The following is a 23,846-nucleotide window of genomic DNA, read 5'->3' as shown; positions in this document are numbered from 1 at the left end:
CGTAGGATCGGCTTGATGGCGCAATCAGAGGGCAGGGGTGGAACGCGCGTGGAGTCACCGTCAACCGAGGCTCCGCTCGACCCGTCGACCCGTCCGACGTGGCGCAGCTCGATGCTCGCGGCAGCGCTCGGTGCGCTGGTGTTCGCCTTTCTCATCTGGCAGGTCGTCGTACGCGGCCCGTTCATCGCCTGGGACTGGCAGTTCCACTACTACGTCGACGCGCACCACCCCGTGGGGTGGGAGAAGGCCTTCCTCGACATCGTCGCGAGCGTCACGGGCGAGCGCCTGTTCACCATCCCGATGGTGGGCGGCACCGCGCTCTACGTGGCGTGGAAGCAGGGCGGCCGCGGCTCGCTCTGGAGCATCGGCACCCGGCGCCCCGTGCTCGCGGTGCTCGCCGGCCTCGCGACCATCGCCGTGATCGGCTACGGCACCAAGTTCGGCCTCGGCCGTACCGGCCCGCACCACAACATGGACGTGCTGCACGCCGGTGGTCAGGCCTTCCCGTCGGGCCATGCGTCGAACACGTTCTTCACCGGCTTCTTCATCCTCTGCCTGTTGTTCGCCCAGAGCGGGCTCAGCCCGAACCTCGGCCGGCTGCGCAAGCTGATCCCCGTCGTCGCCGTGATCGTGATGATCGCGGGTGCCCTGATGTCGTGGCTGGACTACCACTGGCTGAGCGACATCCCCGGCGGCTGGCTGCTCGGGTTCATCGCCTGCATGGTGGCGCTGTCCGTGCTGCGCGCCCCGCGCCGCGAACGAGAACGCACGCCCGCCCGCTAGGCGGTCAGAGCCGCTCCAGGGTGTCCGCGACCAGCTCCGCGACGACGTCGTGCACCGCAGCGCGGTCGGCGGGGACCAGGCCGACGCGGGTACGCCGGTCCAGCACGTCGTCCGCGTCCAGCGCGCCCTCGTGCGTGACCGCCCACTCGATCTCGGCGCGCGTGATGTCCAGGTGCCCGGCGGTCGTGGCTCCCTGCCCGACGGCGGACGCCGCACCCGGCAGTGCGGCAGCGGCCAGCACCTCGGGGGCCTCGGTGCCGTACCGCGCCACGAGCGAGGTCGGCGGGGTCCCGGCCGGCGTCGTCGGCCGGACCAGCGACGGCGCCCCGACCAGCGGCAGGTCGGCGGTCCAGCACGGCCCGGCGGTGAGCCCGGCATGCCGGACGGCCAGGTCCACCGCGTCCTCTGCCATGGCCCGGTAGGTCGTCAGCTTGCCGCCCAGCACGTTCACCGCGCCGGTGGCCGGCGACACCTCCACGAGGTGCTTGCGCGAGACGTCGGACGTCACCTGGCCCGTGTCGTCGCCTGGCCCTGCCGCGTCTACCAGCGGCCGCAGCCCGGCGAAGGTGCCCACGACGTCGTCGGGCACGAGCGGCCGGTCCAGCAGGGCGGACACCGTCGCCAGGAGGAAGTCGACCTCGGCCTGGGTGGCCACCGGCACGTCCGGGACGGGGCCGGGCGCCTCCTCGTCGGTGAGGCCGATGACCACCCGCCCGAGCTGCGTGGGCAGCGCGAAGACGTAACGTGAGCCGGAGCCCGGCACGGGAACCATGAGGGCGCCCGCCGGATGGCCGAGCCGCGCGGCCGGCACCACGACGTGGGTGCCGCGGCTCGGTCGGAGCCGCACCGACGGGTCGACCGTCCCTGCCCACACGCCCGTCGCGTTCACGACCACCCGGGCGCGCACGGTCAGCGTCGTGCCGGTGAGCGCGTCCTCGAGCGTCGCGCCGTCCGCGCGCAGCTCGGTGGCCCGGACGCGCGTGAGGATCCGCGCCCCGCGGCCCGCGGCGGTGCGGGCCAGCGCGACGACGAGCCGGGCGTCGTCGACGAGCTGGCCGTCGTGCGCTATCCAGGCGCCGTGCAGGCGCGTACGCGCGACGGCCGGCACGAGCCGGGCGGCCGCGCCGGGCCGAGCGAGGCGTGGGCCGGGCAGCACCCGGGACGACGTCCCGGCATCGCGGCGCAGCAGGTCGCCGAGCCCGAACCCGATCCCCGCCGTGAGGCCCTGCCGCCTGCCCACGCCGGGCGCGAGCGGGAGCACCTGCGGCAGGGCCCGTACCAGGTGCGGCGCGGTGCGGGTCATCAGGACGTGCCGCTCGCGTGCGCTCTCGCGGGCCACGCCGACGTCGCCGGTGGCCAGGTACCGCAGCCCGCCGTGCGCCAGCTTGGAGCTCCAGCGGGAGGTTCCCCAGGCGAGGTCGCGCGCCTCGACGAGGGCGACGGACAGGCCGCGCGCCGCCGCGTCGAGCGCCACGCCGGTGCCCGTCACCCCGCCACCCACCACGAGCAGGTCGACGGTCTCGGAGCTGAGCCGGTCGAGCTCGTCGGCGCGCCGGACGGCGGTCAGGGCAGTGCTCTGCATCGGTCCTGCTTCCGGTGAGGGGGATCGGGCGTGGTACCCGGTCAGGGACGGAGATACCCGTCGAGGGCGTGGGCGAGCTCGGTGCGCAGGGCGCCGGCGTCGATGACCGTGGTGACCGTCTCGTAGGACAGCACTGTCGACTGGGTGATGAGCAGGACCATGACGGCCAGGTCAGGTGCAGGGCCCCGCCGGACCGTCCCGCCCTCCTGGGCGGCGGTGAGCGCGGTGGCGAGCCACTCGAGGCTGACGCGCTGCGACCGGCCGATCCGCTGGAACGCGTACCGGGTGAAGACCTCCGGCTCGTGCGTCAGCAGGCGCCCGTACACCGGGTCGGCGCGGAGCAGCTCGCTGAACCGGACCACCTTCTCGACGATGGTGGCGCGGTCGGTGGCGTGCGGACCGACGGCGGTGATCACGCGCTGCGCGTGATGCATGAGGAGGGCGCGCAGCACCTCGTCCGCCGACTCCCAGCGGCGGTAGACCGTGGGCCGGGAGACGCCGGCGGCCCTGGCCAGCTCGGTGACGGACAAGCCACGGGTGCCCCGCGTGGCGACCAGCTCGGCGGCGGACGTGAGCAGGCGTGCCTCGATGTCGTCGAGCTCGCGGCCGGCCTCGCCGTCGGGGTGCTCCGGCGGGGGGCTCGGCTCGCGCGCTGCGTTACGGATTGTCATATTGTGTCACACTGTAACGCGAACCGGGCACGACTGCCAGGCCCGCCGACGACACGGAGGACACGTGAGCACAGAGCCGCAGCACGAGCGCATCGACATGCGGTGGTCCGGGTGGGGCGACCCGGACGCGGCACACGGGCTCCCCGGCGGCGTGAAGCTGCTGCTCACGGCGGTGCTCGGCCGGGTGCCGACGGCGCGTCCCGCGCCGGGCACCGCGGACGTGACGGTCACCACCCCGCCCCTGGCCGACGCCGACCTGGCGGCCCTCGCCGCGGTGGTCGGCGCCGCCCACGTCGACGCGGGGCGCGAGACCCGGATGCTGCACGCGGGCGGGAAGTCCACCCCGGACCTGCTGCGGCGCAGGCAGGCCGAGCAGGTCGCGCCCGGTGTCGTCGTGCTGCCCGGCTCCGAGAACGAGGTGGCAGCGGTGCTGGCGGTCGCCGGTGAGCGGAGCCTCGCCGTCGTGCCGTTCGGCGGCGGCACCGCCGTGACCGGCGGGCTGGAGCCGGACGCCGGTGCGCACCGGGGCGTCGTCAGCCTCGACCTGCGCCGGCTGGCCGGGCTCGCCGCGCTGGACGCCACCGCGCAGGAGGCGACCCTCTGGGCGGGGACCACGGCACCGGCCGCCGAGTCCGCGCTGGGGGAGCTGGGTCTCGAGCTGGGCCACTTTCCCCAGAGCTTCGAGTTCGCGACCCTCGGCGGGTCCGCCGCCATGCGCTCCTCCGGCCAGAACTCGGCCGGGTACGGGCGGTTCGACGCCATGGTCACCGGCCTGCGTGTCGTGACCCCGACCGGGGCGCTCGACCTCGGCCGCGCCCCCGGGTCGGCCGCGGGTCCCGACCTGGTGCGCTGGTTCCTCGGCTCGGAGGGCGCGTTCGGCGTGATCACGCAGGTCCGGCTGCGCGTGCACCCCGTGCCGGAGGTGCGGCTGTTCGACGCCTGGAGCTTCGGGGACTTCGCGACCGGTGCCGACGCGCTGCGCCGCGTGGCCCAGCTCGGCACCGGCCCCACGGTGCTCCGGCTGTCCGACGAGGACGAGACGGCGGTCTCCCTCGCGCAGGTCGGCAACATCGGCAAGGCGCTGGCCAGGGGCTGCTCCGCCGTCGTGCTGCACGAGGGGCCCGACGGCCTGGCGCAGGCCCGGCGCGAGGCCACCACGCGGGTGCTGCGCGAGGCGGGCGGCAAGCCCGCCGCCGAGAAGCTCGCCGTGTCCTGGGACCGCGGCCGGTTCAAGGCGCCCTACCTGCGCGACGCGCTGCTCGACCACGGCGTGTTCTGCGAGACCCTCGAGACCGCGACCACGTGGTCGAACCTGCACGCGCTGAAGGCAGCGGTCACGGGCGCGCTGACGGACGGGCTCGCGCAGGAGGGGGCGAAGAGCCGCATCCTCTGCCACATCTCCCACGTGTACCCGACAGGGGCGTCGCTCTACTTCACCGTGATCGCGGGGCTCGGCGCCGACCCCCTCGAACCGTGGGGCCGGGTGAAGCGCCGCGCGAACGACGCGATCATGGCGTCGGGCGCCACCATCAGCCACCACCACGGGGTCGGCGCGGACCACGCCCCCTGGCTGGAGCAGGAGATCGGGGAGGTCGGGGTCCGCATGCTGCGGGCGGTCAAGGCGGAGCTGGACCCGGCGGGGATCATGAACCCCGGCGCGCTGCTCGGCTCGGCCCGGGCGGCTGGGTAGGCCGGTAGGTTGCGGCCCACCACATTCATCGCAGGTTCGACGACAGGGCGTCCGACGGCGGGCGCGTGGAGCTGACATGACTGAGCAGTACGGCGGGACGGGGCACATGGCCGTGCTCGTGAACCCCGCATCGGGGCGTGGCTCCGGCGCGGGCGGCGGCCACGTGGCAGTCGACCGGCTCCGGGAGCGTGGCGTCGACGTCCGCGTCTACCAGGGGGTCGACGCCCAGGAGACGGTCGAGCTCGCCAGGAAGGCGGTCGACGAGGAACCCGCCGTCGTGCTGGTCGCCGGGGGCGACGGCACCATCTCGTCCGTCCTGCAGCCGGTCCTGGAGGCGGGCCTGCCGCTCGCGGTGATCCCCGGCGGCACCGGCAACGACCTGGCCCGGGAGCACGGGATCCCGCTCGGCGACCCGGCCGCCGCGGCGGACCTGGCGCTCGACGGCGCCCGCAAGCGCGTCGACACGGGCATCATCACGGGCGACGACGGCACGGTGCGCCACTTCGTCACCGTCCTGTGCGCCGGCCTGGACTCGCTGACGAACGAGCGCACCAACCGCATGACCTGGCCCACCGGCCCCGCCCGGTACCGGATCGCGGTGTACGCGGAGTGGCTGCGGCTCAGGCGGTTCGGCTACCGGTTGGACCCCGTCGACGCACCGGCGCTCGCGCAGGACGGCTACCTGCTGGGGATCGGCCTCACCCGGTCCTACGGCGGCGGGGTGCCGATCTGTCCCCACGCCGACCCGACGGACGGCCTGCTCGACGTCACGCTCGTGCACGCGGTGGGCCGGTTCCGCTTCATGGCGTTCGACGGCCTCATCAAGGCGGGCAAGCACGTCGAGCGGTCCGACGTCACCACGCTGCGGACCTCCGCGATCCGGGTCGAGGCACCGGAGGGCCTGGTCGCGTACGCGGACGGCGAGTACGTCGGACCGCTGCCGGTCACCGTCGAGGCGCGCCGGCAGGCGCTGACGCTCTGCGTGCCGGTGTGACGCTCGACTGGCAGGCGCATTTTATGGGGGTACAGTTACATTAACCGTACCCCCACTTTTTGCGAGTGCTGATGGATAAGCCTGCCGACATGTTTGACCGTGACCACGAGTGGGCCGCACTGCGTGGGTTCATCTCCGACGGCCAGCCCGGCGCAACGCTGGGTGTTGTTTCGGGTCGCCGTCGCCAGGGGAAGACCTACTTGCTGGAAGCCGCCTGCCAGGCGGCAGGCGGCTTCTACTTCGGCGCGACCGAAGCCACCGACGCCGAGTCTCTGCGCCGGATCAGCACATCACTGACCGAGCACGTTCGTCCCGCAAGTCCCTACCACTTCGCCGGCTGGGCCGAGGTGATCGATGCGCTCCTTGCGCTGGGGCGCGAGCGTCCTGTGCCAGTGGTGCTCGACGAGTTCCCATACCTTGCCAGGGCAAACCCGGAACTCCCGTCCATCGTGCAGGAGGCCCTGCGACCGAGACGCCCAGAACGTGCGGAGTCACGGGCGCGGCTGCTTCTGTGCGGTTCTGCGCTGTCGTTCATGGGCAAGTTGCTAGCCGGAAATGCACCGCTGCGCGGCCGGGCAGGTCTCGACCTGCTCGTTCGCCCTCTCGACCACCAGCTCGCGGCTCAGTTCTGGGGCATCACCGACCCGCGTCTGGCAATGCAGGTGCATGCCATTGTGGGCGGGACGCCCGCCTACCGTCGCGAGTTCGCTCGCGGTGACTCTCCGTCCGGCCCGGACGACTTCGACAGCTGGGTGACCCGGACCGTGCTGAATCCGGAGTCCCCGCTCTTCCGCGAGGCGCGTTATCTCCTCGCGGAGGAGCCCGACCTGCGGGATACCACCCTGTACCTGTCGGTCCTCGCCTCGGTTGCTGAGGGCAATGCGACCCGCGGCGGCATGGCGAACTATCTGGAACGCAAGGCGGCGGACATCGGCCACCCCATCAATGTGCTCGAAGACGCCGGCCTTCTGCACCGCGACGACGACGTGTTCCGCGCTAACCGCCCCACGTTCCGCATCGCAGAGCCTCTCATCGCCTTTTACCACGCCATCATGCGACCGGTCTGGGACCAGCTTGAACGGCCGGGGGCGGCGGAGCGGGTATGGAGAGCAAGCCAGCGTCGGTTCGCCAGCAACATCCTTGGACCGCATTTCGAGCAGGTCTGCCGCGACTGGGCCCTTCATCATGCTGACCCTGACGTCCTGGGTGGGCTACCCGCCCGCGTCGGTCACGGCGTAGTTCACGATCCCAGGACCAGGGCGAACTACGAGGTGGACGTCGCGGCTGTCGGCATTGCTGACGGCGGCAAGCCGCCTCTGCTCGCTATCGGCGAGGCCAAGTGGAACGACACCATGGGCATCGCACACCTCGACCGTCTACGGCAGATCCGCGACGTGATCGGCAACGCTGGACGTTACGACGTTCGCGAGACTCGTCTACTCTGCTTCAGCGGCGCTGGGTTCAACGACAGGATCCAGGATGTAGCTGACAACTCCGACGACGTTGTGCTGGTCGCCCTTCCCCAGCTCTATGCGTGAGAACGACAGTCAAGCACGGGCTGGTCGGACAGACGTGGCCAGCCTGGTGTGACGGGGGTCACCGCCCGCCGATGTCACGCTCACGGCCGGGGCAGTGTCTGGATGGTGACCGCGAACCGACGAACGGAGACTGCTCATGTCCCGCACCAGGATCACCGCCGCCCTGCCGAGAACCCTGACCAACCGTGCCATGGCGATGTACTCCCGGTGGAAGTACGGAGCGGTGCTGGACCCGCTGGTCGCCGCTGGGCACCATGGCGGGGTGACCAGGACCTATATGCTCACCGAGCTCGGCGTCGGGGGATGGAAGGCCCTGGACCCGGACCTGAAGTCGCTCGCCGTCATGGCGTCCGCCGTGTCGATCGGCTGCACCTGGTGCGTGGACTTCGGGTACTGGGAGGCGCAGCATGGCCACCTGGACCCGGCGAAGCTGCACGACGTCCCGGCCTGGCGGTCGAGCACGCGCTTCACTGACCTGGAGCGGGACGTGCTCGCGTTCGCGGAGGCGGAGACGGCGACCCCGCCGTCCATCGACGACGACCTCGCCGCGCGCCTGATCGATGCACTCGGTCCGAAGGCCTTCACGGAGCTCGTCGCGATCGTGGCGGTGGAGAACCTGCGGAGCCGGTCCAACGCGGCGATGGGGCTGAGCGCGCAGGGCTTCAGCGACCGCTGCGAGGTCCCGCTCGGCGGTGCCCTCGCCGAGGTCGGCGAGCAGTAGTGCCCGACGACGTCACGGCCGACCCGCGCCCAGAGCCCCCCGACCTCACCGACCTGTTCGAGGCCAACCGCCGTCTGCTGTTCACCGTCGCCTACGAGATGCTCGGCGCGGCCGCCGACGCGGAGGACGTAGTGCAGGAGGCGTGGCTGCGGTGGTCGGCGGCCGACCGGTCCGACGTCGTCGAGCCGCGGGCCTACCTGGTGCGGATCACCACGCGGCTGGCACTGAACCGGCTCCGTGCGCTGCGGCGCGCCCGGGAGACGTACGTCGGGCCGTGGCTGCCCGACCCGATCCTGACCTCGCCAGACGCCGCCCACCCGGTCGAGCGGGCCGAGGAGGTGTCGCTGGCGCTGCTCGTCGTGCTCGAGACGCTGTCGCCCCAGGAGCGGGCGGTGTTCGTGCTGCGCGAGGTGTTCGACCTGCCGTACCAGGAGATCGCCCAGGCGCTGGACCGCGACGTGCCGGCACTACGCCAGACGGCGCACCGGGCCCGAGAGCACGTCCGGGCGCGGCGCCCGCGCTACACGCCCGCCGGGCCCCAGCACGCCGAGGCCACGGAGCGGTTCCTCACGGCATGCTTCACGGGCGACCTCGCCGGCGTGCTGGCCGCGCTCGCCCCCGAGGTGGAGCTCGTGACCGACGGCGGCGGTGTCGTCCGCGCGGCGCGACGGATCATCCGGGGCGCCGACAAGGTCTCCCGCGCGCTGATCGCGTTCGCGGGCGACAGCACGATGGCTCCCCTGGAGTGGGTGCCCGTCGAGATCAACGGGGCGCTCGGCACGATGGCGCTGCTCGACGGCGTGCCGACGATGGCGACCGCCGCCGAGTACGACGGCGACCGGCTGGTGCGGATCATGGTGTTCCGCAACCCGACACGGCTGGCCGGGCTGCGCCGGCGCCGCGGCTGACCCGCGCGCCGCCGGGTCAGACCGTCGCGAGGTCCCCGGCCACCAGGCCCAGCTCGCGGCTCGCCTGCGCGGGTACCGACTCGCCGGGGATGCTGAGCCCGACGGCCCACGCGACGTCGTCCCCGGGCCGGCGCGGGACGAGGTGGGCGGCGCAGGTGATGTCGTCGCGGAACTCGCCGTGCTCCTCGACAACGTTGTCGGGCCGCAGGCGGGCGAGCTGCGCGTCGAGCGACCGGATGTCGGCGGCGGTGCGCGCGGTGAACTTGCGCATCCCGGCGTCCACCACCAGCTCGTAGCGCTCCCGGCGGGAGATGCCGAGCAACAGCGCCTTGCCGAGCGCGGTGGCGTGGGCTGAGACGTCGAGCCCGCGCTCCAGGTCCTCCAGGTACGGCGAACCGGGGGCCTCCGCGTAGTCGACGACGACCACCCGGCCCGCGCTGATGCGGCCGAGATACGCGCTGTAGCCGGTGCTCTGGGCCAGGTGGCGCAGCACCTCGCGGGTGTCCGGGCCGCGGCCGAGCGAACCGAGCTGTTCGTAGAAGCGCTGGCTCACCTGCTCACCGACGTCGTACGTGCCGTCCTTGAGCCGGGTGACGTACCCCTTGTACGCGAGCGTGCGCACGAGGTGGTACGTGGTGGAGAGGTTGAGGCCGCTACGGCGAGCTATCGCCTTGACCGGCAGGCCGGGAGACCGGGTCACCACCTCGAGCACCCGAAAGGCGCGGGCCACGCTCTGCACCAGGTCGTCCGGGCGTTCCCGGTCGGCGTCCAGAGTCACGTGCCCCCCTCGTTCGCCGGCTCGTGGCCGACGGTCGTTTTCGACTGAAGCAGTCCCGCCAGGATGGGTCTCGACAGGGTCGATCGAGGGTGCGACAGTGTGTGTGCCCTCGCAGTCATCGTAGCCACGGGCGCGGCCGAGGTCACGATGCCAGTCGGGAACACGGGTGGGTTCACCCTGGGCGATCGACGATGATGCACAGATACGGCGAATCAATGAATTTACCTGAACTAGGTCATATCCGGCAAGTACCTGGCACGCTCTCGGCCCGCCGGCACGGGCCGGTCTCCCACTCCGAGAGGTCCGGCCACATTGCTCGGTGACATGCGCGGCCCGCAGGACCGCCCCTGGCCGAGCGTCAGCCCCGTCCGGCTCGGTGACGTCTCGCGCCGCAAGCCGTTGGTGCGCGCGTCGGCCCTGCGGGACCCCCGCGAGTTCTACGACGAGCTCCAGCGCGAGTGGGGTGAGGTGGCTCCGGTCGACCTGGAGCCCGGTGTCCCCGCGTGGCTGGTGATGGGGCAGCGGCTCGTCTACGACGTCATGCGCAACGAGCACCTCTTCGCCACGGACCCGCGGACCTGGAACGGGCACGCGCGCGGCGGCCTGCCCGCGACGTCGGGCCTGCGCCCGGTCTTCACGTCACAGCAGCGCTTCGCCGCCAACCACGCCGACGGCGCGCTGCGCCAGCGCCTGCGCGAACCGCTCGACGACGCGTTCGAGCAGCTCTCCGAGGGCATCACCGCCGCGAAGGTGCGCTCCTTCTGCAACCTGCTCATCGACCGCTTCGAGGACCGCGGCCGCGCTGACCTCATGCTCGAGTACGCGTCGGTGGTCCCGTTCCTCGTGATCGCCGACATGATCGGGTTCGACCCGGAGGACGGGCAGCGCCTGTTCGACCTGACCCGCCGGGTCGCCGGGGGCGGTACCGACGCGGCGCCCGCCGTGGCCGAGGTCGACCGCCTGCTCAGCGACCTCGTGGCGGTCCGTCGCAAGCTCCCCCAGCGTGACCTCGCGAGCTCCCTCGCCGCGCACCCGAACATGCGGGACGACCTCGAGGTGGCGCACACCCTGTTGATCGTCGCCTACTCGGGGAACCTGACGCTGACGGCCTGGGTGGCGCAGACCCTGCTGCTGACCCTCACCGACTCACGGTTCTCGGGCCGGCTGCACGGTGGCCGCATCGACCTGGACAACGCGATGGACGAGGTGCTCTGGCGCTCCACCCCGACCATTCACACCCTGCCCCGCTTCGCCCGCCAGGACATCGTGCTGGACGGCAAGCTCATCGCCGCCGGCGACCCGCTCGTCCTGGCGATCCACGCCGCGAACACCGACCCGCGGATGGACACCGGCGACCCGTGGGACCACGTCGGCAGCCGCGCGCACGTGTCGTTCGGCACCGGACCGCACGCGTGCCCGGCGCCCCGCACGGCCCGGGTGATCGCCCGGATCGCCGTCGAGACGATCCTGCGCCGGCTCGACGTCGTGCTCCGGATCCCCGCCGACGACGTCACCTGGGACCAGACGCTGTGGATCCGTCAGCCGGTGCGCCTCCCGGTCACCTTTCCCTCGCCGGTGGTGTCGGCATAGCCGCTGACGTGCCTGGATCGGTGAGGTCAGGCGGTAGGTTGCGCACGTGAGCGAGGAGGGCCACATGCGCATCGGTATCCCGGACGACGGCGGGCCGCTCGTGCCCGCCACCCCGACGACCACCGCCCGGCTGGTCGGGCTCGGCTACGGCGTGTCCGTCGCGGCCGGCGCCGGAGCCGGCGCGGGCTTCCCCGACACGGCGTACGAGGCGGCAGGCGCCGTCGTCGTGCCCGACGCCGAGGCGTGGGCCGCCGACATCGTGGCGATCACCCGGGCGCCGGATGCGCTGGCCACACCAGGCCCCGCGGGCCTGCGGCCGGGCGCACGGGGCCCGGACGGGCTGCGGATCGGCGCGGTCCTGATCGCTCAGATCGCCCCCGCCGCCCGCCCTGACCTGGTGCGCGCGCTCGCCAACCGCGGCGTCACCGCCTTCGCACTGGACGCCGTGCCGCGCATCTCGCGGGCGCAGTCGCTCGACGTGCTGAGCGCCCTGTCGAACGTCGCGGGGTACCGCGCGGTGGTCGAGGCGGCAGCCGAGTTCGGCGGCATGTTCTCCGGCCAGGTCACCGCGGCAGGCACCACACCGCCAGCGGGCGTCTTCGTGATCGGTGCGGGCGTGGCCGGGCTCGCGGCGATCGGCGCGGCAGGCAGCCTCGGCGCCCGCGTGCGCGCCTTCGACGTGCGGCCAGAGGTCGCGGAGCAGATCGAGTCCATGGGCGCGACGGTCGTCCAGGCCGACGATGCCGCACAGCAGGTCAGCGCCGACGGCTACGCCTCGGCGCTCACCACCGGCCAGGAGGCGGCGGCGCTGCGCGCGTACGCCGTCGAGACGGCCGCCGCCGACATCGTCGTCACGACGGCGCTCGTGCGCGGCACCGCGCCGACCACCATCACCGCCGAGATGGTCGCGAACATGCGGCCCGGCAGCGTGATCGTCGACCTCGCGGCGCCCGGCGGCGGCAACTGCGAGCTCACCGTGCCGGGGGAGCGGGTGGTCAGCCCCAACGGCGTGGTGATCCTCGGCTACACGGACCTGCCCGACCGCATGCCCCGGCACACCTCCGAGCTCCTCGGAACGGCGGTCGCCAACCTGGTCCAGCTCGGCACGCCCGATCGCGACGGTCGCCTCGCGCTCGACCCGGACGACGTCGTCGTGCGCGGCATGACCGTCGCCGCCGGCGGCGAGGTGCTGTGGCCACCGCCGCCGGTGACGGTGTCCGCGCCTGCTCAGGTGAGGCCCGCTTCGTCGGTCGAGCCTGTCGAGACCTCGTCAGGGCCTCGACAAGCTCGACCAGCGAATCAAGCTCTACCACCGAAGCCGGCGAGGCCGGCGGTCCGGAACGGGCTGCTCGGGCTCGGCGCAGTGCTTGCCGTGCTCGCCGTGGCCGCGTCACCCGCCGACCAGGTCGCGCACTTCACGGTGCTGGCACTCGCCGTCGTGGTCGGGTTCTACGTGATCTCGCACGTCAGCCACGCTCTGCACACCCCGCTGATGTCTCAGACCAATGCCGTCTCCGGCATCATCCTGGTCGGCGGGATGCTGCAGATCGGCTCGTCCGACCCGGTGGTGACCACGCTGGCCGTGCTCGCGTCGGCGGTCGCGAGCATCAACATCTTTGGCGGGTTCCTCGTGACCCACCGCATGCTCGGGATGTTCCGCCGTGGCGCCCCGACCGACGGGAGCGCCCGATGAGCGTCGAGTCAGTGGTCCAGGCCGTCTACCTCGTGGCGGCGGTGCTGTTCGTGCTGTCCCTGGCCGGGCTGTCGAAGCAGGAGACCGCACGACGCGGCGTGCTGCTCGGCATGGCCGGCATGGGGCTCGCCCTGGCGGCGACCATAGCGCTCGCGCTGGCCCGGTCCGAGCGGCCCGTCGGCCAGACGGCGGGCCTGATCCTCCTGGTGCTCCTGGTGGGCGCCGCCGTGGGCACCTGGCGGGCGCGGACCGTCGAGATGACGCAGATGCCGGAGCTCATCGCGCTGCTGCACTCCTTCGTGGGCGCGGCGGCGGTGCTCGTGGGTCTCGGGTCCTACCTGTCCGAGCCGACGGGCTCGGGCGGTGCCGTGCACCTCGTCGAGGTGTTCCTCGGCGTGCTGATCGGGGCCGTGACGTTCACCGGTTCCGTGGTGGCGTTCGGCAAGCTGTCCGGTCGGCTCAGGTCGTCGCCGCTCATGCTCCCGGGTCGCAACTGGCTCAACCTGGGCGCTGTCGTGCTGAGCGCCGGACTGCTCTGGTGGTTCCTCGCGGCGGGCCGGTCGGGCGTCTTCCCCCTGCTGCTCATGACGGTGGTGGCCCTGGCGCTGGGCTGGCACCTGGTGGCGGCGATCGGCGGCGGCGACATGCCCGTCGTCGTCTCGATGCTGAACTCCTATTCCGGCTGGGCGGCGGCCGCCGCCGGGTTCATGCTGGGGAACGACCTGCTCATCATCACGGGCGCGCTCGTCGGGTCGTCGGGTGCGATCCTCAGCTACATCATGTGCCGCGCGATGAACCGGTCGTTCGTGAGCGTGATCCTGGGCGGGTTCGGTGCCGAGACGGGCGCCGCCGTCCAGAGTGGCGCCGTCGAACCAGGCTCCTACCGCGAGACGACGGCGCTCGAGGTGGCCGACCGGCTGACCGCCGCCCGCTCGGTGATCGTCGTGCCCGGCTACGGCATGGCAGTGGCGAAGGCCCAGTACCCCGTGGCGGACCTGGTGGCCCGGCTCACGGCCCGCGGGACCGTCGTGCGGTTCGGCATCCACCCGGTCGCCGGCCGGCTCCCCGGGCACATGAACGTGCTGCTCGCCGAGGCCAAGGTGCCCTACGACCAGGTGCTCGGCATGGACGAGATCAACGGCGACTTCCCCGGGACCGACGTCGTGCTGGTGATCGGCGCCAACGACACCGTCAACCCGGCAGCACAGGACGACCCGGCGTCGCCGATCGCGGGCATGCCGGTGCTCGAGGTGTGGCAGGCTCGCGAGGTGGTCGTCTTCAAGCGATCCATGGCGACGGGCTACGCGGGCGTACAGAACCCGCTGTTCTTCCGCGAGAACACCGCCATGCTGTTCGGAGATGCGAAGGACCAGGTGGAGCTCATAGTTCAGGCACTATGAGTACGCTGATCCCCGCGTCACGCCGGTGCCTTTTGCTTTCGGGTCGTCATGTGTGGGTGAATTGAAAGTGACGCGCTGACATGGCGCGGTAACGGGTTGGTATAAAGGGGTACGCCAGGAAAGCCCGGTGTAGTCCCTCAGTGCGGAGGCCGAGTGTTGACACGCTCTCTCGTGACCGGAACGGTCGCGATCGTGGGGTTCCTGGTGCTCGTCGCGACCACGGAGCTCTTCTACTTCGGGCCCCCCGACGGTGCCCAGAACGCCGGCGAGGTGTTCGCCTCGCTCGGCGGTGCGGCCCTCACGCTGCTCACCTGGGCCGGCGTCGGCTGGTGTGTCGCGCGGACGGCCCGAGCCCTTCGCCTGACCCGCTACTCGGTGCTCCTCGGCATGATGGGGCCGGTGGCGGCGATCGTCGCCTTCGCCGTGACGATCGACCTGGACGGCTGGGCCACCGGGTTCGGGGCGCTGTCGTTCGCCGCGGCGTCGGCCGGCGTGCTGGCGACGCTCCGGGGCCGGCGTACTGCCGGGCCCGCGGCTGCGCCGACCCCGGAGGCCCCTCCGACCCCGCCGATCCACCTGCCAGCGTAAGAGGGTCACCAGAAGCGGGTCGGGAGGGCGTACCTCGCGTACACGGCCTCGACGGCGGCCCGCACCTGGCCGGTCTCGCCGAGCCGTTCGTCGTCCAGCCCGAGCACCACGAGCGTCGCCACGCCGTCGTGCTCCGACCACCAGGAGTCCAGGCCCCCGCGCATCTGACGCAGCCGCCCGCGGGTCAGGCCCTGCGTCACGCCGCGCATGAATACGCTGGAGGCGGGCACGCCCAGCGGCGCCGCGAAGGTCGCGGGCAGCCTGCCCAGGTTCGAGGCGAGGCACAGCGGCGCGGTGGCGTCTCGCGCGGCGTGCTTGGCGACGGCATCGGGCACCATCTGCAGGAGGGGCTTCAGCGGCCCGAGCGCATCCACCCGGGTGCCGGACGTCAGGCCCCGGAACGCCGCCGCGGCACCGGCCCGGATCTGCGCCATGTCGGCCACCACCCCGGCCCGTTCCGGTGCCGGGGTCACCGTGGTGTCGACGGCGATGGAGACGCCGGACGTCGCGTTGGACCGCAGGTCGCCCTTGCCGCGGAGGCTGACCGGCACCGACACGCGCACCGGCATGCCGGCCGTCGCGGCACCCGCGGCGAGCAGGATCTCCGTGCACACCGCGATCAGCAGGCTGTTCGCCGTACCGCCGGCCGCGTGCGCCGCGCGGTGCCAGGTCGACGCGTCGGTGTCGACGACGACGACCGGAGGGCTGGCCGGCTGTGCGTCGTCGGTGCGGGGTGCGGGCCGGGGCCGGTCCGCCGACTGCTGCGCCAGCACCGGCGGCACCGGGCCCTGGCGGGCCGCGTGCCGCAGACCGCCGACGGCCGCGCGGGCCTGGCCGGTGGCGTCGCGCAGGTCGGCCACCAGGCCGGTCCGGATGCGTTCGCCCTCCCTGGGCAGGCGACGGATGCCCGACGCCGAGGCGAACACCCCGGCGTCGTCCGCCCGGAAGCCCGCGGCGGCGACGGCGGCCTGGAGCGCGCCGACGTGCATCCCGCCGTCGGCCACCACGTGCGACGTCACGTAGCTGAGCACGCTGCCGCCGCCCGCCGTGGGCGCCGCTGCCAGAACCCAGGTGGGGCCGGTCTCCGGGTCGAGGTTCGCCCGGGCCTGCCGGTCCGCCCAGGTGAGCACGGCGTCGTCGGGCACGGGGGTGGACTCGACCAGCGGGTCCAGCGACAGGCTGGAGGCGGACCACCGGGCCCGCGCTCCGGGGAGACGGCCCGGCCGGACCACGCGCTGCAGCGGACCGTCCGCGAGGCCACGATGCAGCGCGCGCACGGCGGCGGCGTCCAGCGGGGTGGGCAGGCGCCAGACGGTCTGGTTCACCACCGCTACGCCGAGCACCCGCCGGGTGCGCAGAAAGAGGTCGTCGTCGTAGGTGAGGCGGTTGCTGGCCGTCGGGTCGTTCATGATCGCTGGGCTGGTCACGGGGCCTCCGGTGCGGGGCAGGTGGGGTGGCCTGAGGGTGGGCGGCGGGTGAGTAGAGTGCGCGCGTGCGTCACGTCCTGGCCCTGGTGGGCAGTCGAGGAGATGTCCAGCCGGCCCTCGCCGTCGGCCTGGAGCTGCGCCGCCGCGGGCACGAGGTGGTGACCGGCGTGGCGCCCAACCTCGTGCCGCTGGCCGAGCGGCTGGGCCTGGACCCGGTGCCGCTCGGCATCGACTCGGCGGCGCTGCTGGGGTCCGACCTCGTGCGGCGGGACATGCGCTCCGCGCACCTCGTGCGGCGGGCGCGGGCTCTGCGGGCGGTCGCGTCGGCGGGCTGGGACGAGCTGCGCACGGGTCTGCTGGCGCTGCTGGACGACGTCGGCGGCGCCGACACGGTGGTGACCGGGCTGCTCGGGCAGGAGGTCGCCGCCGCCGTCGCCGAGCGCCGCGGCCTCGGTATGGCGGCCCTGCACTACTGCCCGGTCCGGGCCAACGCCGTGGTGTCGCCGGTGAGCGGGCTGCGCGGGCCGGGCGCCACCCGGGCGGCCTGGGCGCTGGGGGAGCGGGTCCGCTGGGACCTGACCCGGCGCGCCGAGAACGATCAGCGCGGCGAGCTCGCCCTGGCGCCGACGCGGGTGCACCTGCCGGCCCGCCTGCGCGACGCCGGGGTGGTCGAGGTCCAGGCCTACGACCCGGCGCTCGTCCCCGGCCTCGCCGGCGAGTGGGGCCCGCGCCGCCCCCTGACCGGCTTTCTGGCCCTGGACGACGCCGCTCGCGCCCGCCTCCGGGAGACCGGGTCGGGTACGGACACCGGTCCCGAGGCGGGCCTCGGTGCCTGGCTCGACGCGGGCGACCCGCCCGTCTACGTCGGATTCGGTTCCATGCCGGTGGCGGACCCGCCCGGGCTCCTCGCCGCCGTCGACGCGGCGTGCGCCGACCTCGGGGCGCGGGCTCTGGTCAGCGCGGGGTGGAACGACTTCACGGCGGCCGGCGGGGCGAGCGGGGCTGGTGGGGCCGACGGCGCGGGCGCGGACGAGCAGCGCGTGCGGGTCGTCGGCGCAGTCGACCACGCGGCGGTGCTCCCCCGCTGCCGTGCCGCCGTGCACCACGGCGGCGCGGGCACCACGGCGGCCGTGCTGCGGGCCGGGCTGCCCGCCGTGGTCGGCTGGTACTCCGCCGACCAGCCGATGTGGGGCGGCCTGCTGCGGGACGCCGGGGTCGGCGTCGCACGCCGCGCGAGCACCCTGACGCGGCCGGGCGTCCTCGCCGGGGCCCTGGCCGAGGTGCTCGACGACGCCACCGCGGCGCGCGCCGCCGCCCTCGGGTCGCGCCTCGTGCCGCCCGACCGGGCGGTCGCCGCTGCCGCCGACGCGATAACGAGCTCCGGCCGAGCCTGAGCCGCCCCTCACCAGAGCACCGCCGGGATCTGCCAGCCGTCCGTCTCGGTGAGCACGAGGCGGCGCAACGTCTCGGCGTCGGGCACCCGGTCGGGGTCCAGTGCCGCGACGCTGAGCGTCGTCGTCCGGCCCGTGGTGGTGCAGAAGGCGACCAGCCCGCCACCGGCGGCGCGCAGCTCGGCGGCGGAGGCGCCCTGGTAGTGCGACAGGGTGGCGACCGCGCGCACCACGCCGCCCGGCGCCTGCGTGTACCCGTCGGGCGGCGTGCCGAGGTTGGACGCCAGGGCCGCGGCGACCGGCGGCTGGGGCAGGCGGCTCACGACCGGGTCGGGCAGCATCTGCACCAGCTCGAGCGGTACGGGAGCCACGCCAGGATCAGGCCGCCCGACGGCGGTGTACGCCTCCTTGGCGGCCGCCCGGACCCAGCCCAGGTCGCGCGCGGCCAGCACGTCGGCAGGGACCGTCACGCGGGCGATCTTGGTGGAGTTGGCCCGCGGGTCCTCCTCGCCGCGCGTGGACACGGGCAGCGCGACGGGTACCGGCTCGCCAGGGAACCGGCCGGTGGCGTGCACGAGCCGGGCGAGGAACGCCACGAACCACGTGTTGGGCGTGCCGCCGTGCTCGGCGGCGGCCCGGGCGACCCGGTCGGCCGGCAGCTCAAGGTGCAGCACGGGGGCGCGCCAGCCGGGGTCCAACGGGGCTGGCGTGGCCGTCGCGGTCGGGTCGACCGACGGGGTCGGGTCGGCCGTCGGTGTCGGTCCGGGCGCGCGGCGCTCCCGGGCGGCCTGTCGCGCTCTGGCCTGCGCCCAGCGCGCGACGGCGGCAGCCTGCGCGGCGGCGTCGGCGGCGTCCGCCAGGAGCGCCCGGGGCCCGCCTTCGGGCGCGGGGACGGCTATCGGGTCGGCGTGCGTCGAGGCGCGCACGAGCGCGTCGATCAGCGCGGCGCCGTCCGCGACGGCGTGCGCGCAGGTGAGGGAGACGATCCCGCCGCCGACCGCGGCAGCGCCGTCCGGCACGACGTCGGCGGCGGCCAGCCGCCAGGAGCTCCCGTGTGCCGGGTCGAGCGGGAGGTCGGCCTGCGCCTGGGCCCAGGTCCCGATCGAGCCCTCGGGCACGGCCGCCGTCTGCAGGTCGAGGACGGGCAGGGTGCCGGCGGGCGCCCAGCGGTGCCGTGCGCCGGGCACCCGGGCGCGCACCACGCGCCGGTGGAGCGACCCGGCGGCGACGGCCTCGGCCAGGTCACGCAGGCGTTCGGCGTCGTACGGCCCGTCGAGGCGCCACAGCACCTGGTTCACGGCGGGGCTGGTCTCGCCGTCGTGCCGGCGCAGGAACATGTCGTCGGCAAACTGCAGCCGTAGTGCGGGCGGCGGGTTCGGCACGCATTCCTCCGTCTCGGGCGCCCCGGCCCAGGGGCAGTCGTCTTATTCGGGTGAACCATACCCATGAGGCTGACTTTCACCCGCTATATCCGGTATAAAGGTCGCCGCAAGGGGACCGCGGAACTCGTCCGACGTCGTGCTGGCCGTGCCCACAGATCGATCGAGGGACCCGACCGCATGGAATACACCGAGCTCTCGGCCTACGACCTGCCGGCGGGGACCGTGACGTCCTGGACGCCGCGCGCCGACGCCGGGCGCTGGCAGCAGGACCCGCGAGACCTGTCCCCGGGGCACGAGGCGCACCTGCGCGACTCCGAGCCCGGTTCCTGGATCGGGTCCGTGCTGCGCGTGCCCGGCCCGTACGAGCCGGAGCCGCTACGCCGCGCGATCCACGCCTGGATGTGCCGGCACGAGGTGCTGCGCACCACGGTCACGCGCGTCGCGGACCAGGGCTGGCGCCGGGTGACGGCGCCCGCCGAGGCCGTCGCCGTCCGGGACCTGGTCGTCGGCGACCTGACGGTCGACCAGGTGACGGCCCTGCTCCCGAGCCTGCTCGCCGACGTCTCACCCACCGCCTGGCCCCACTGCGTCCTGGCGAGCGTCGAGCCGGCCGGCGCCGACCACTTCGTGCTCGCGTTCGGCGCCGACCACTCCGTGATGGACGCCTACTCCCAGCTCCTCTGGTTCGAGGAGATCGTCTCGCTGTACGACGCCGCGCGCCGGGGCGTGGCCGACGCCGAGCTGCGTGCGCTGGAGGTCGGCTCCCACGTGGACTTCTCGGCCGAGGACCGCAAGCTCGCGATGACGCTCGCCGCCGACGGCGAGCCCGTGCGCCGCTGGCTCGACTTCCTCGGGCCCGACGCGGCCTTTCCCCGCTACGGCACGGACGGCGTCACCCGTCCCGCCGCCGACGCCGACGAGGCGGGCCGCCCGCAGGCCTCCCGGTCGGCGTGGCTGGCCACCGTCGAGCAGACCGACGACCTGAGCGCCCGCAGCCGGGCCCGCGGTGCGTCGGCCCAGTCCGGGGTGCTGGCCGCGTTCGCGCACGCCGCGCGGCGGGTGCACGGGCTCGGCCGGCTGCGGTTCGTCCTGCCGATGCACACCCGGTACGCGCCGCAGCACGCGGCCGCCGTCGGCTGGTACGTGGGCCTGTGCCCCGTCGACCTCGACCTCGAGGACGTCGACCCGGTGCTGCGCGACGTCGACGCCGGCCGGGACGGCCCGGCGCGCGTGATCGACGGCAACGCGCTCACGGCCACCGTCGAGCGCGTGCACGCGGCGGTCCTGGCCGGCAAGCCCCTGGTCCGGTACTCGTTCGCGCGGATCGCGGAGCTGGGGGGCATCACCGACGGCCCGCACTTCGCCGTGTCCTATGTCGACACCCGGTTCGTGCCGGGCGCGGAGCGCTGGAGCACCTGGCAGGCCAGGACCCTGCGCAGCCCCGCGTACGGCACCGACGAGCTCTACCTGTGGTTCCTGCGCACCCACGACGGGCTCAACGTCTCCACCCGGTACCCGGACACCCCCGAGGCGCACGCCGCGATGGACGCGCTGATCGAGGAGCTGCGCGGGTACTTCCGGGCCCTCGGGTCGGCCGGTCTGCGGGAGGCGGTCGCATGATCCTCGGCGCGATGGGTACGTGGACCACGCAGCCCGGTCAGGTGCTGCACGTGCGGCCGACGGCGGAGGCGCTCGCCGCGGCGGCGTCGGCCCCGGTGGATCCCGGACCGCCGTCGTTCCTCCAGGGTGACCACCTGCGCGCCTTCGCCGCCCGCCGGGCGGCCGACGGGCGGCACCGCGCCTGGACCGGCACCGCGACCCACCTCGACGGCGTGCTCGACGGGCCCGCGCTGGCCCGCGCGCTGACCCGGCTGGTCGGGCGGCACGAGGGGCTGCGCACCTGGTTCGACGTCGACGCGTGCACCGACGGCGGCCCACCCGTGCGGCATCTGGTGCCCGCTGAGGTCATCGGCTTCGAGACGGTCGAGGTCCCGGCCTTCTCCCCGGTGCCCGGCCGATCGTGGGACGACTGGGTGACCACCCACCTGACCGAGACGTTCGACGCCGCGTGCCGCCCCGACTCCTGGGCGCCGTTCGCCCTCGGCGCCGTGGCCACCGACGACGGTTTCGGCCTGTTCTGGGGGTGCGACCACGCGTTCACCGACGGCGCGTCGCAGCTGATGGTGCTCAGCGAGCTCGAGGAGCTGTACGCGGAGGAGCTCATACCCGATGCCCGCTGGTCGAGCCTGTCGAGACCCCACACCGCCGGCTCCTTCCTCGACCACGCGCGAGCGGAGCACGCCCTCGCCGCCGAGACCCCCGCGGACGCCCCCGAGATCCAGGCCTGGGCGGACGCCGTGGCCACGCACGACGGGAGGCTGCCCGGCTTCGCGCTCGACCTCGGGCTGGCGCCGGGGGAGACCGCGCCCGTGCGGATCCGGTCCGCGACCCTCCTCGACGCCGGCGGCCTCGCGCGTCTGGACGAGCTGGCGGCCGCCCACGGGGCGCGCACCACCGGCGCGGTGTTCGCCGGGATCGCGGTCACGGACGCCCGGCTGACCGGGGCGACCGACTGGTTCGGCGTCACCGTGGTCGGCACGCGCGGGCCCGGGTTCGAGACCGCCCAGGGCTGGCTGTGCAACTTCGCCCCGGTCATGTTCCCCGTGGCCCACGGCGGTGCTCCGGCGTCGTTCACCGACGTCCTGCCCGCGGCGAACGCGGCGTTCCGGCTGGCCAGGAAGGTAGCGGCCGTCCCGGTGCACGCGGCCCTCGGCGTCATGCTGGCGGACGGCGTGCTCGACCCCGCCTCCCTCGGCAGCCCGCAGCTGATCAGCTACCTGGACCTGCGGCGGTTCCCCGGCGTCGGGCGGCCTGCCTACGACCGCGGGCTGCACTTCACCGGGGAGGGCCGCACCGCCAACGCCTCCCTGTGGGTCAACCGCGACCACGAGCGGCTGTACCTCGTCACGCAGACCCCGGACGCCCCGGCGGCGCAGGCCGCCGTCGACCGCTACATCGCCGAGCTGACCGCCACGTTCGAGGCCGCCGCCGGGGCGTCCCAGCCGGTCCGCAGCGCCTGGGACGAGCGCCTGGAGGCGAGCGGTGCGGGTCGTCTCGGCTGACCTCTGGGCGCCTGCGCCCGGCCGGCTGGTCCTGTGGGACGTGCGGCCGGGTGCGGACCGGGCGCCGGTCGCCGCGTCGATGACCTTCAACCAGCGCAACCACCTCCTCGGCGCCGAGACGGGCGAGTCGAGCGTGTGGATCGCCGCCGCGTTCGACGTCGACGGCCCCGTGGACCTCGGCGCGCTGGAGGCCGCCTTCCGCGACCTGGTGGCCGCGCACCCCGTGCTCCGGGTGGAGGCGATCCGCCGTCCCCGAAGCGAGCCTGGCGCGTCCGGCACGGCGGGAGGTGCGGCGGACGGCGTCGGCCTGGTGCGGCACGATCCCACCCGGCTCGTCTGGCACCGCCAGGACGGGCCGGCCACCCGTACGGTCGAGGCCACCCGCGAGCACCTGGTGGCCGAGCTCGGCCGGCGGTGCGCGCCCTTCGGCTATCCGGCCTTCCTGCCCGCCGTGATCAGCCGCCCGGACCGGTCCACCGTCGTGCTCGGCATGGATCACCTGCACACCGACGCCTGGTCCACCACCGTCGTCGTCGACGAGCTGGCGGCGCGGTACGCCGCGCACGCGGGGGACGCTCTCGCGCGGTCCGGTGTGGCGGTGGTGCCGCCGGGCCGGCCGGTGGCAGACCAGCGGTCGGCTGGCCGGCAGGGGGTGGACCGACCGGTGCCGGACGACCCGGCCTGCCCAGCGCCCGTGGCCGCCGACGACCCGCGGCTCGCTACCTGGCACGGGTTCCTGCGCGACCTGGGCTGGGCGCTGCCCACCTTCCCGCTCCCGCTCGGCGTGCCCGACGGCGCCCGCGTCCCACAGCGCACCGTCTTGCGGTCGCTGGCCGGCGCCGCGACCGCGGACGCCGTCGCGATGCACGCCAGGACGGCCGGCGCGTCGACGTCGGCCGCCGTGCTGGCCACGCTCGCCCGGGCCGTGGCGGACCTCGGCGGGCCCGCCGTCCTGCGGACGCTCCTGCCGGTGCACACCCGCGCCGACGACGCGGCACGCCGGGCGGTCGGCTGGCACACCACCACGGTGCCGCTGCGCATCGCGGCCGACTCCGCCGCGGGGGCGGGGATCGACGTCGCCGCGGGGGCCGACGTCGGGACGGGGGCCGACGTCGGGACCGGCGGCGTGACGGACACGGCGCTCGCTGCGACGGGCAAGGCTCTCCGGGCCGCGCGCGAGCTGTCCGCGGTGCCGCTCGAGCAGGTGGTGGGGTCGCTGCCGACGCCGCTGCGGCTCCCGCGGACGGACATCTTCCAGGTGTCCTACCTCGACTACCGGCGGCTGCCGGGCCACGCCGCGGCGGCCCAGCGGCGGGCGCACCACGTCTCGGCGGCTACCCGGGCCGACGACCTGCAGCTCTGGGTCTCCCGCACGGACGAGGGAGTCGCGGTCCGCGCGCGCATGCCGCGCACCGACGTCGGCGTCGAGACGGTGGATGCGCTGCTCGACCGCTGGGCGGAACGGCTGGCGGAGCTCGCCGGCCGCTGACCGCCTCGCCCCGCGCTCGGTGGGGGCCGGATGAACGAAGGGGACGGGCCTGCGGCCCTGACTCGACGTACTCGGTACGCCGAGTCAGGGCCGCAGGCC

19 protein-coding genes are annotated in these 23,846 nt (G+C 74.2%); 14 read left to right on the top strand and 5 right to left on the bottom strand.

From position 1 onward, the window contains the following. Positions 1-48 precede the first annotated feature (48 nt). Positions 49-783, top strand: a complete 735-nt coding sequence (locus tag AB0F40_RS10440; protein WP_357466402.1) for a phosphatase PAP2 family protein — start codon at positions 49-51, stop codon at positions 781-783. A 4-nt stretch (positions 784-787) separates the two neighbouring features. Here AB0F40_RS10440 and AB0F40_RS10435 read toward each other — a convergent pair whose 3' ends face one another. After that, positions 788-2,365: a glycerol-3-phosphate dehydrogenase/oxidase gene (locus AB0F40_RS10435; protein ID WP_357466400.1), complete on the bottom strand. Its 1,578-nt coding sequence runs from the start codon at positions 2,363-2,365 to the stop codon at positions 788-790. 41 nt (positions 2,366-2,406) lie between these two features. Beyond that, positions 2,407-3,036: a TetR/AcrR family transcriptional regulator gene (locus AB0F40_RS10430; protein WP_357466398.1), complete on the bottom strand. Its 630-nt coding sequence runs from the start codon at positions 3,034-3,036 to the stop codon at positions 2,407-2,409. 64 nt (positions 3,037-3,100) lie between these two features. Here AB0F40_RS10430 and AB0F40_RS10425 point away from each other — a divergent pair, with 64 nt between their 5' ends. The 5 genes from AB0F40_RS10425 to sigJ all read left to right on the top strand — a co-directional run bounded on the left by AB0F40_RS10425 (position 3,101) and on the right by sigJ (position 8,887). Then, positions 3,101-4,726, top strand: coding sequence for an FAD-binding oxidoreductase (locus AB0F40_RS10425; RefSeq protein WP_357466396.1), 1,626 nt, complete (start codon positions 3,101-3,103; stop codon positions 4,724-4,726). Between the two features lie 76 nt (positions 4,727-4,802). After that, positions 4,803-5,720, top strand: coding sequence for a diacylglycerol kinase (locus AB0F40_RS10420; RefSeq protein WP_357466394.1), 918 nt, complete (start codon positions 4,803-4,805; stop codon positions 5,718-5,720). An 89-nt stretch (positions 5,721-5,809) separates the two neighbouring features. Then, complete coding sequence (locus AB0F40_RS10415) at positions 5,810-7,258, top strand: ATP-binding protein (RefSeq protein ID WP_357466392.1); 1,449 nt, start codon at positions 5,810-5,812, stop codon at positions 7,256-7,258. A gap of 136 nt (positions 7,259-7,394) precedes the next feature. After that, positions 7,395-7,979, top strand: coding sequence for a carboxymuconolactone decarboxylase family protein (locus AB0F40_RS10410; RefSeq protein ID WP_357466390.1), 585 nt, complete (start codon positions 7,395-7,397; stop codon positions 7,977-7,979). Further along, positions 7,979-8,887, top strand: a complete 909-nt coding sequence (sigJ, locus tag AB0F40_RS10405) for an RNA polymerase sigma factor SigJ (RefSeq protein WP_357466388.1) — start codon at positions 7,979-7,981, stop codon at positions 8,885-8,887. Before AB0F40_RS10410 ends, sigJ begins: the two co-directional genes overlap by 1 nt. A 16-nt stretch (positions 8,888-8,903) precedes the next feature. Here the strand turns inward: sigJ and AB0F40_RS10400 are convergent, their stop codons facing one another. Beyond that, positions 8,904-9,665: a helix-turn-helix domain-containing protein gene (locus AB0F40_RS10400; RefSeq protein ID WP_357466386.1), complete on the bottom strand. Its 762-nt coding sequence runs from the start codon at positions 9,663-9,665 to the stop codon at positions 8,904-8,906. A 324-nt stretch (positions 9,666-9,989) separates the two neighbouring features. Here AB0F40_RS10400 and AB0F40_RS10395 point away from each other — a divergent pair, with 324 nt between their 5' ends. The 4 genes from AB0F40_RS10395 (at position 9,990) to AB0F40_RS10380 (ending at position 14,936) form a co-directional block, all read left to right on the top strand. After that, positions 9,990-11,255 carry a cytochrome P450 gene (locus AB0F40_RS10395; RefSeq protein ID WP_357466384.1) on the top strand — a complete coding sequence of 422 codons (1,266 nt, stop codon included), beginning with the start codon at positions 9,990-9,992 and terminating at the stop codon, positions 11,253-11,255. A 64-nt stretch (positions 11,256-11,319) separates the two neighbouring features. Next, positions 11,320-12,948, top strand: coding sequence for a Re/Si-specific NAD(P)(+) transhydrogenase subunit alpha (locus AB0F40_RS10390; RefSeq protein WP_357466512.1), 1,629 nt, complete (start codon positions 11,320-11,322; stop codon positions 12,946-12,948). Beyond that, positions 12,945-14,348, top strand: a complete 1,404-nt coding sequence (gene pntB, locus AB0F40_RS10385; RefSeq protein ID WP_357466382.1) for a Re/Si-specific NAD(P)(+) transhydrogenase subunit beta — start codon at positions 12,945-12,947, stop codon at positions 14,346-14,348. The genes AB0F40_RS10390 and pntB overlap by 4 nt, the downstream gene beginning before the upstream one ends. 153 nt (positions 14,349-14,501) lie before the next feature. After that, positions 14,502-14,936, top strand: coding sequence for a hypothetical protein (locus AB0F40_RS10380; RefSeq protein WP_357466380.1), 435 nt, complete (start codon positions 14,502-14,504; stop codon positions 14,934-14,936). A 5-nt stretch (positions 14,937-14,941) separates the two neighbouring features. On the opposite strand, the gene AB0F40_RS10375 is transcribed toward AB0F40_RS10380, so the two are convergent. Next, on the bottom strand, positions 14,942-16,363 hold the full coding sequence (locus AB0F40_RS10375; RefSeq protein WP_357466378.1) for a hypothetical protein: 1,422 nt from the start codon (positions 16,361-16,363) through the stop codon (positions 14,942-14,944). A 65-nt stretch (positions 16,364-16,428) separates the two neighbouring features. On the opposite strand from AB0F40_RS10375, the gene AB0F40_RS10370 reads away from it, so the two are divergent. Next, the gene (locus AB0F40_RS10370; protein ID WP_357466376.1) at positions 16,429-17,757 is read left to right on the top strand and encodes a nucleotide disphospho-sugar-binding domain-containing protein; all 1,329 of its coding nucleotides are present in this window, start codon (positions 16,429-16,431) and stop codon (positions 17,755-17,757) included. 8 nt (positions 17,758-17,765) lie between these two features. On the opposite strand, the gene AB0F40_RS10365 is transcribed toward AB0F40_RS10370, so the two are convergent. Next, a complete protein-coding gene (locus AB0F40_RS10365) occupies positions 17,766-19,136 on the bottom strand; it encodes a hypothetical protein (RefSeq protein ID WP_357466374.1) in 1,371 nt (456 codons plus the stop codon). Between the two features lie 177 nt (positions 19,137-19,313). Between AB0F40_RS10365 and AB0F40_RS10360 the strand changes: the two genes are divergently transcribed. From AB0F40_RS10360 to AB0F40_RS10350, 3 genes are read left to right on the top strand one after another with little or no spacing between them, the layout of a single operon-like run. After that, entirely contained in the window at positions 19,314-20,756 is a 1,443-nt protein-coding gene (locus AB0F40_RS10360; RefSeq protein ID WP_357466372.1) for a condensation domain-containing protein, read from the top strand. Beyond that, the gene (locus AB0F40_RS10355) at positions 20,753-22,258 is read left to right on the top strand and encodes a condensation domain-containing protein (RefSeq protein ID WP_357466370.1); all 1,506 of its coding nucleotides are present in this window, start codon (positions 20,753-20,755) and stop codon (positions 22,256-22,258) included. The genes AB0F40_RS10360 and AB0F40_RS10355 overlap by 4 nt, the downstream gene beginning before the upstream one ends. Further along, a complete protein-coding gene (locus AB0F40_RS10350; protein WP_357466368.1) occupies positions 22,239-23,747 on the top strand; it encodes a hypothetical protein in 1,509 nt (502 codons plus the stop codon). Before AB0F40_RS10355 ends, AB0F40_RS10350 begins: the two co-directional genes overlap by 20 nt. Positions 23,748-23,846: the final 99 nt, after the last annotated feature.

The organism is Promicromonospora sp. NPDC023987 (assembly GCF_040639055.1).
In the GTDB taxonomy this organism is placed as follows: Bacteria; Actinomycetota; Actinomycetes; order Actinomycetales; family Cellulomonadaceae; genus Promicromonospora.
Note: the sequence above shows the minus strand (reverse complement) of the source record. Positions and strands in the feature narration are given on the sequence as shown.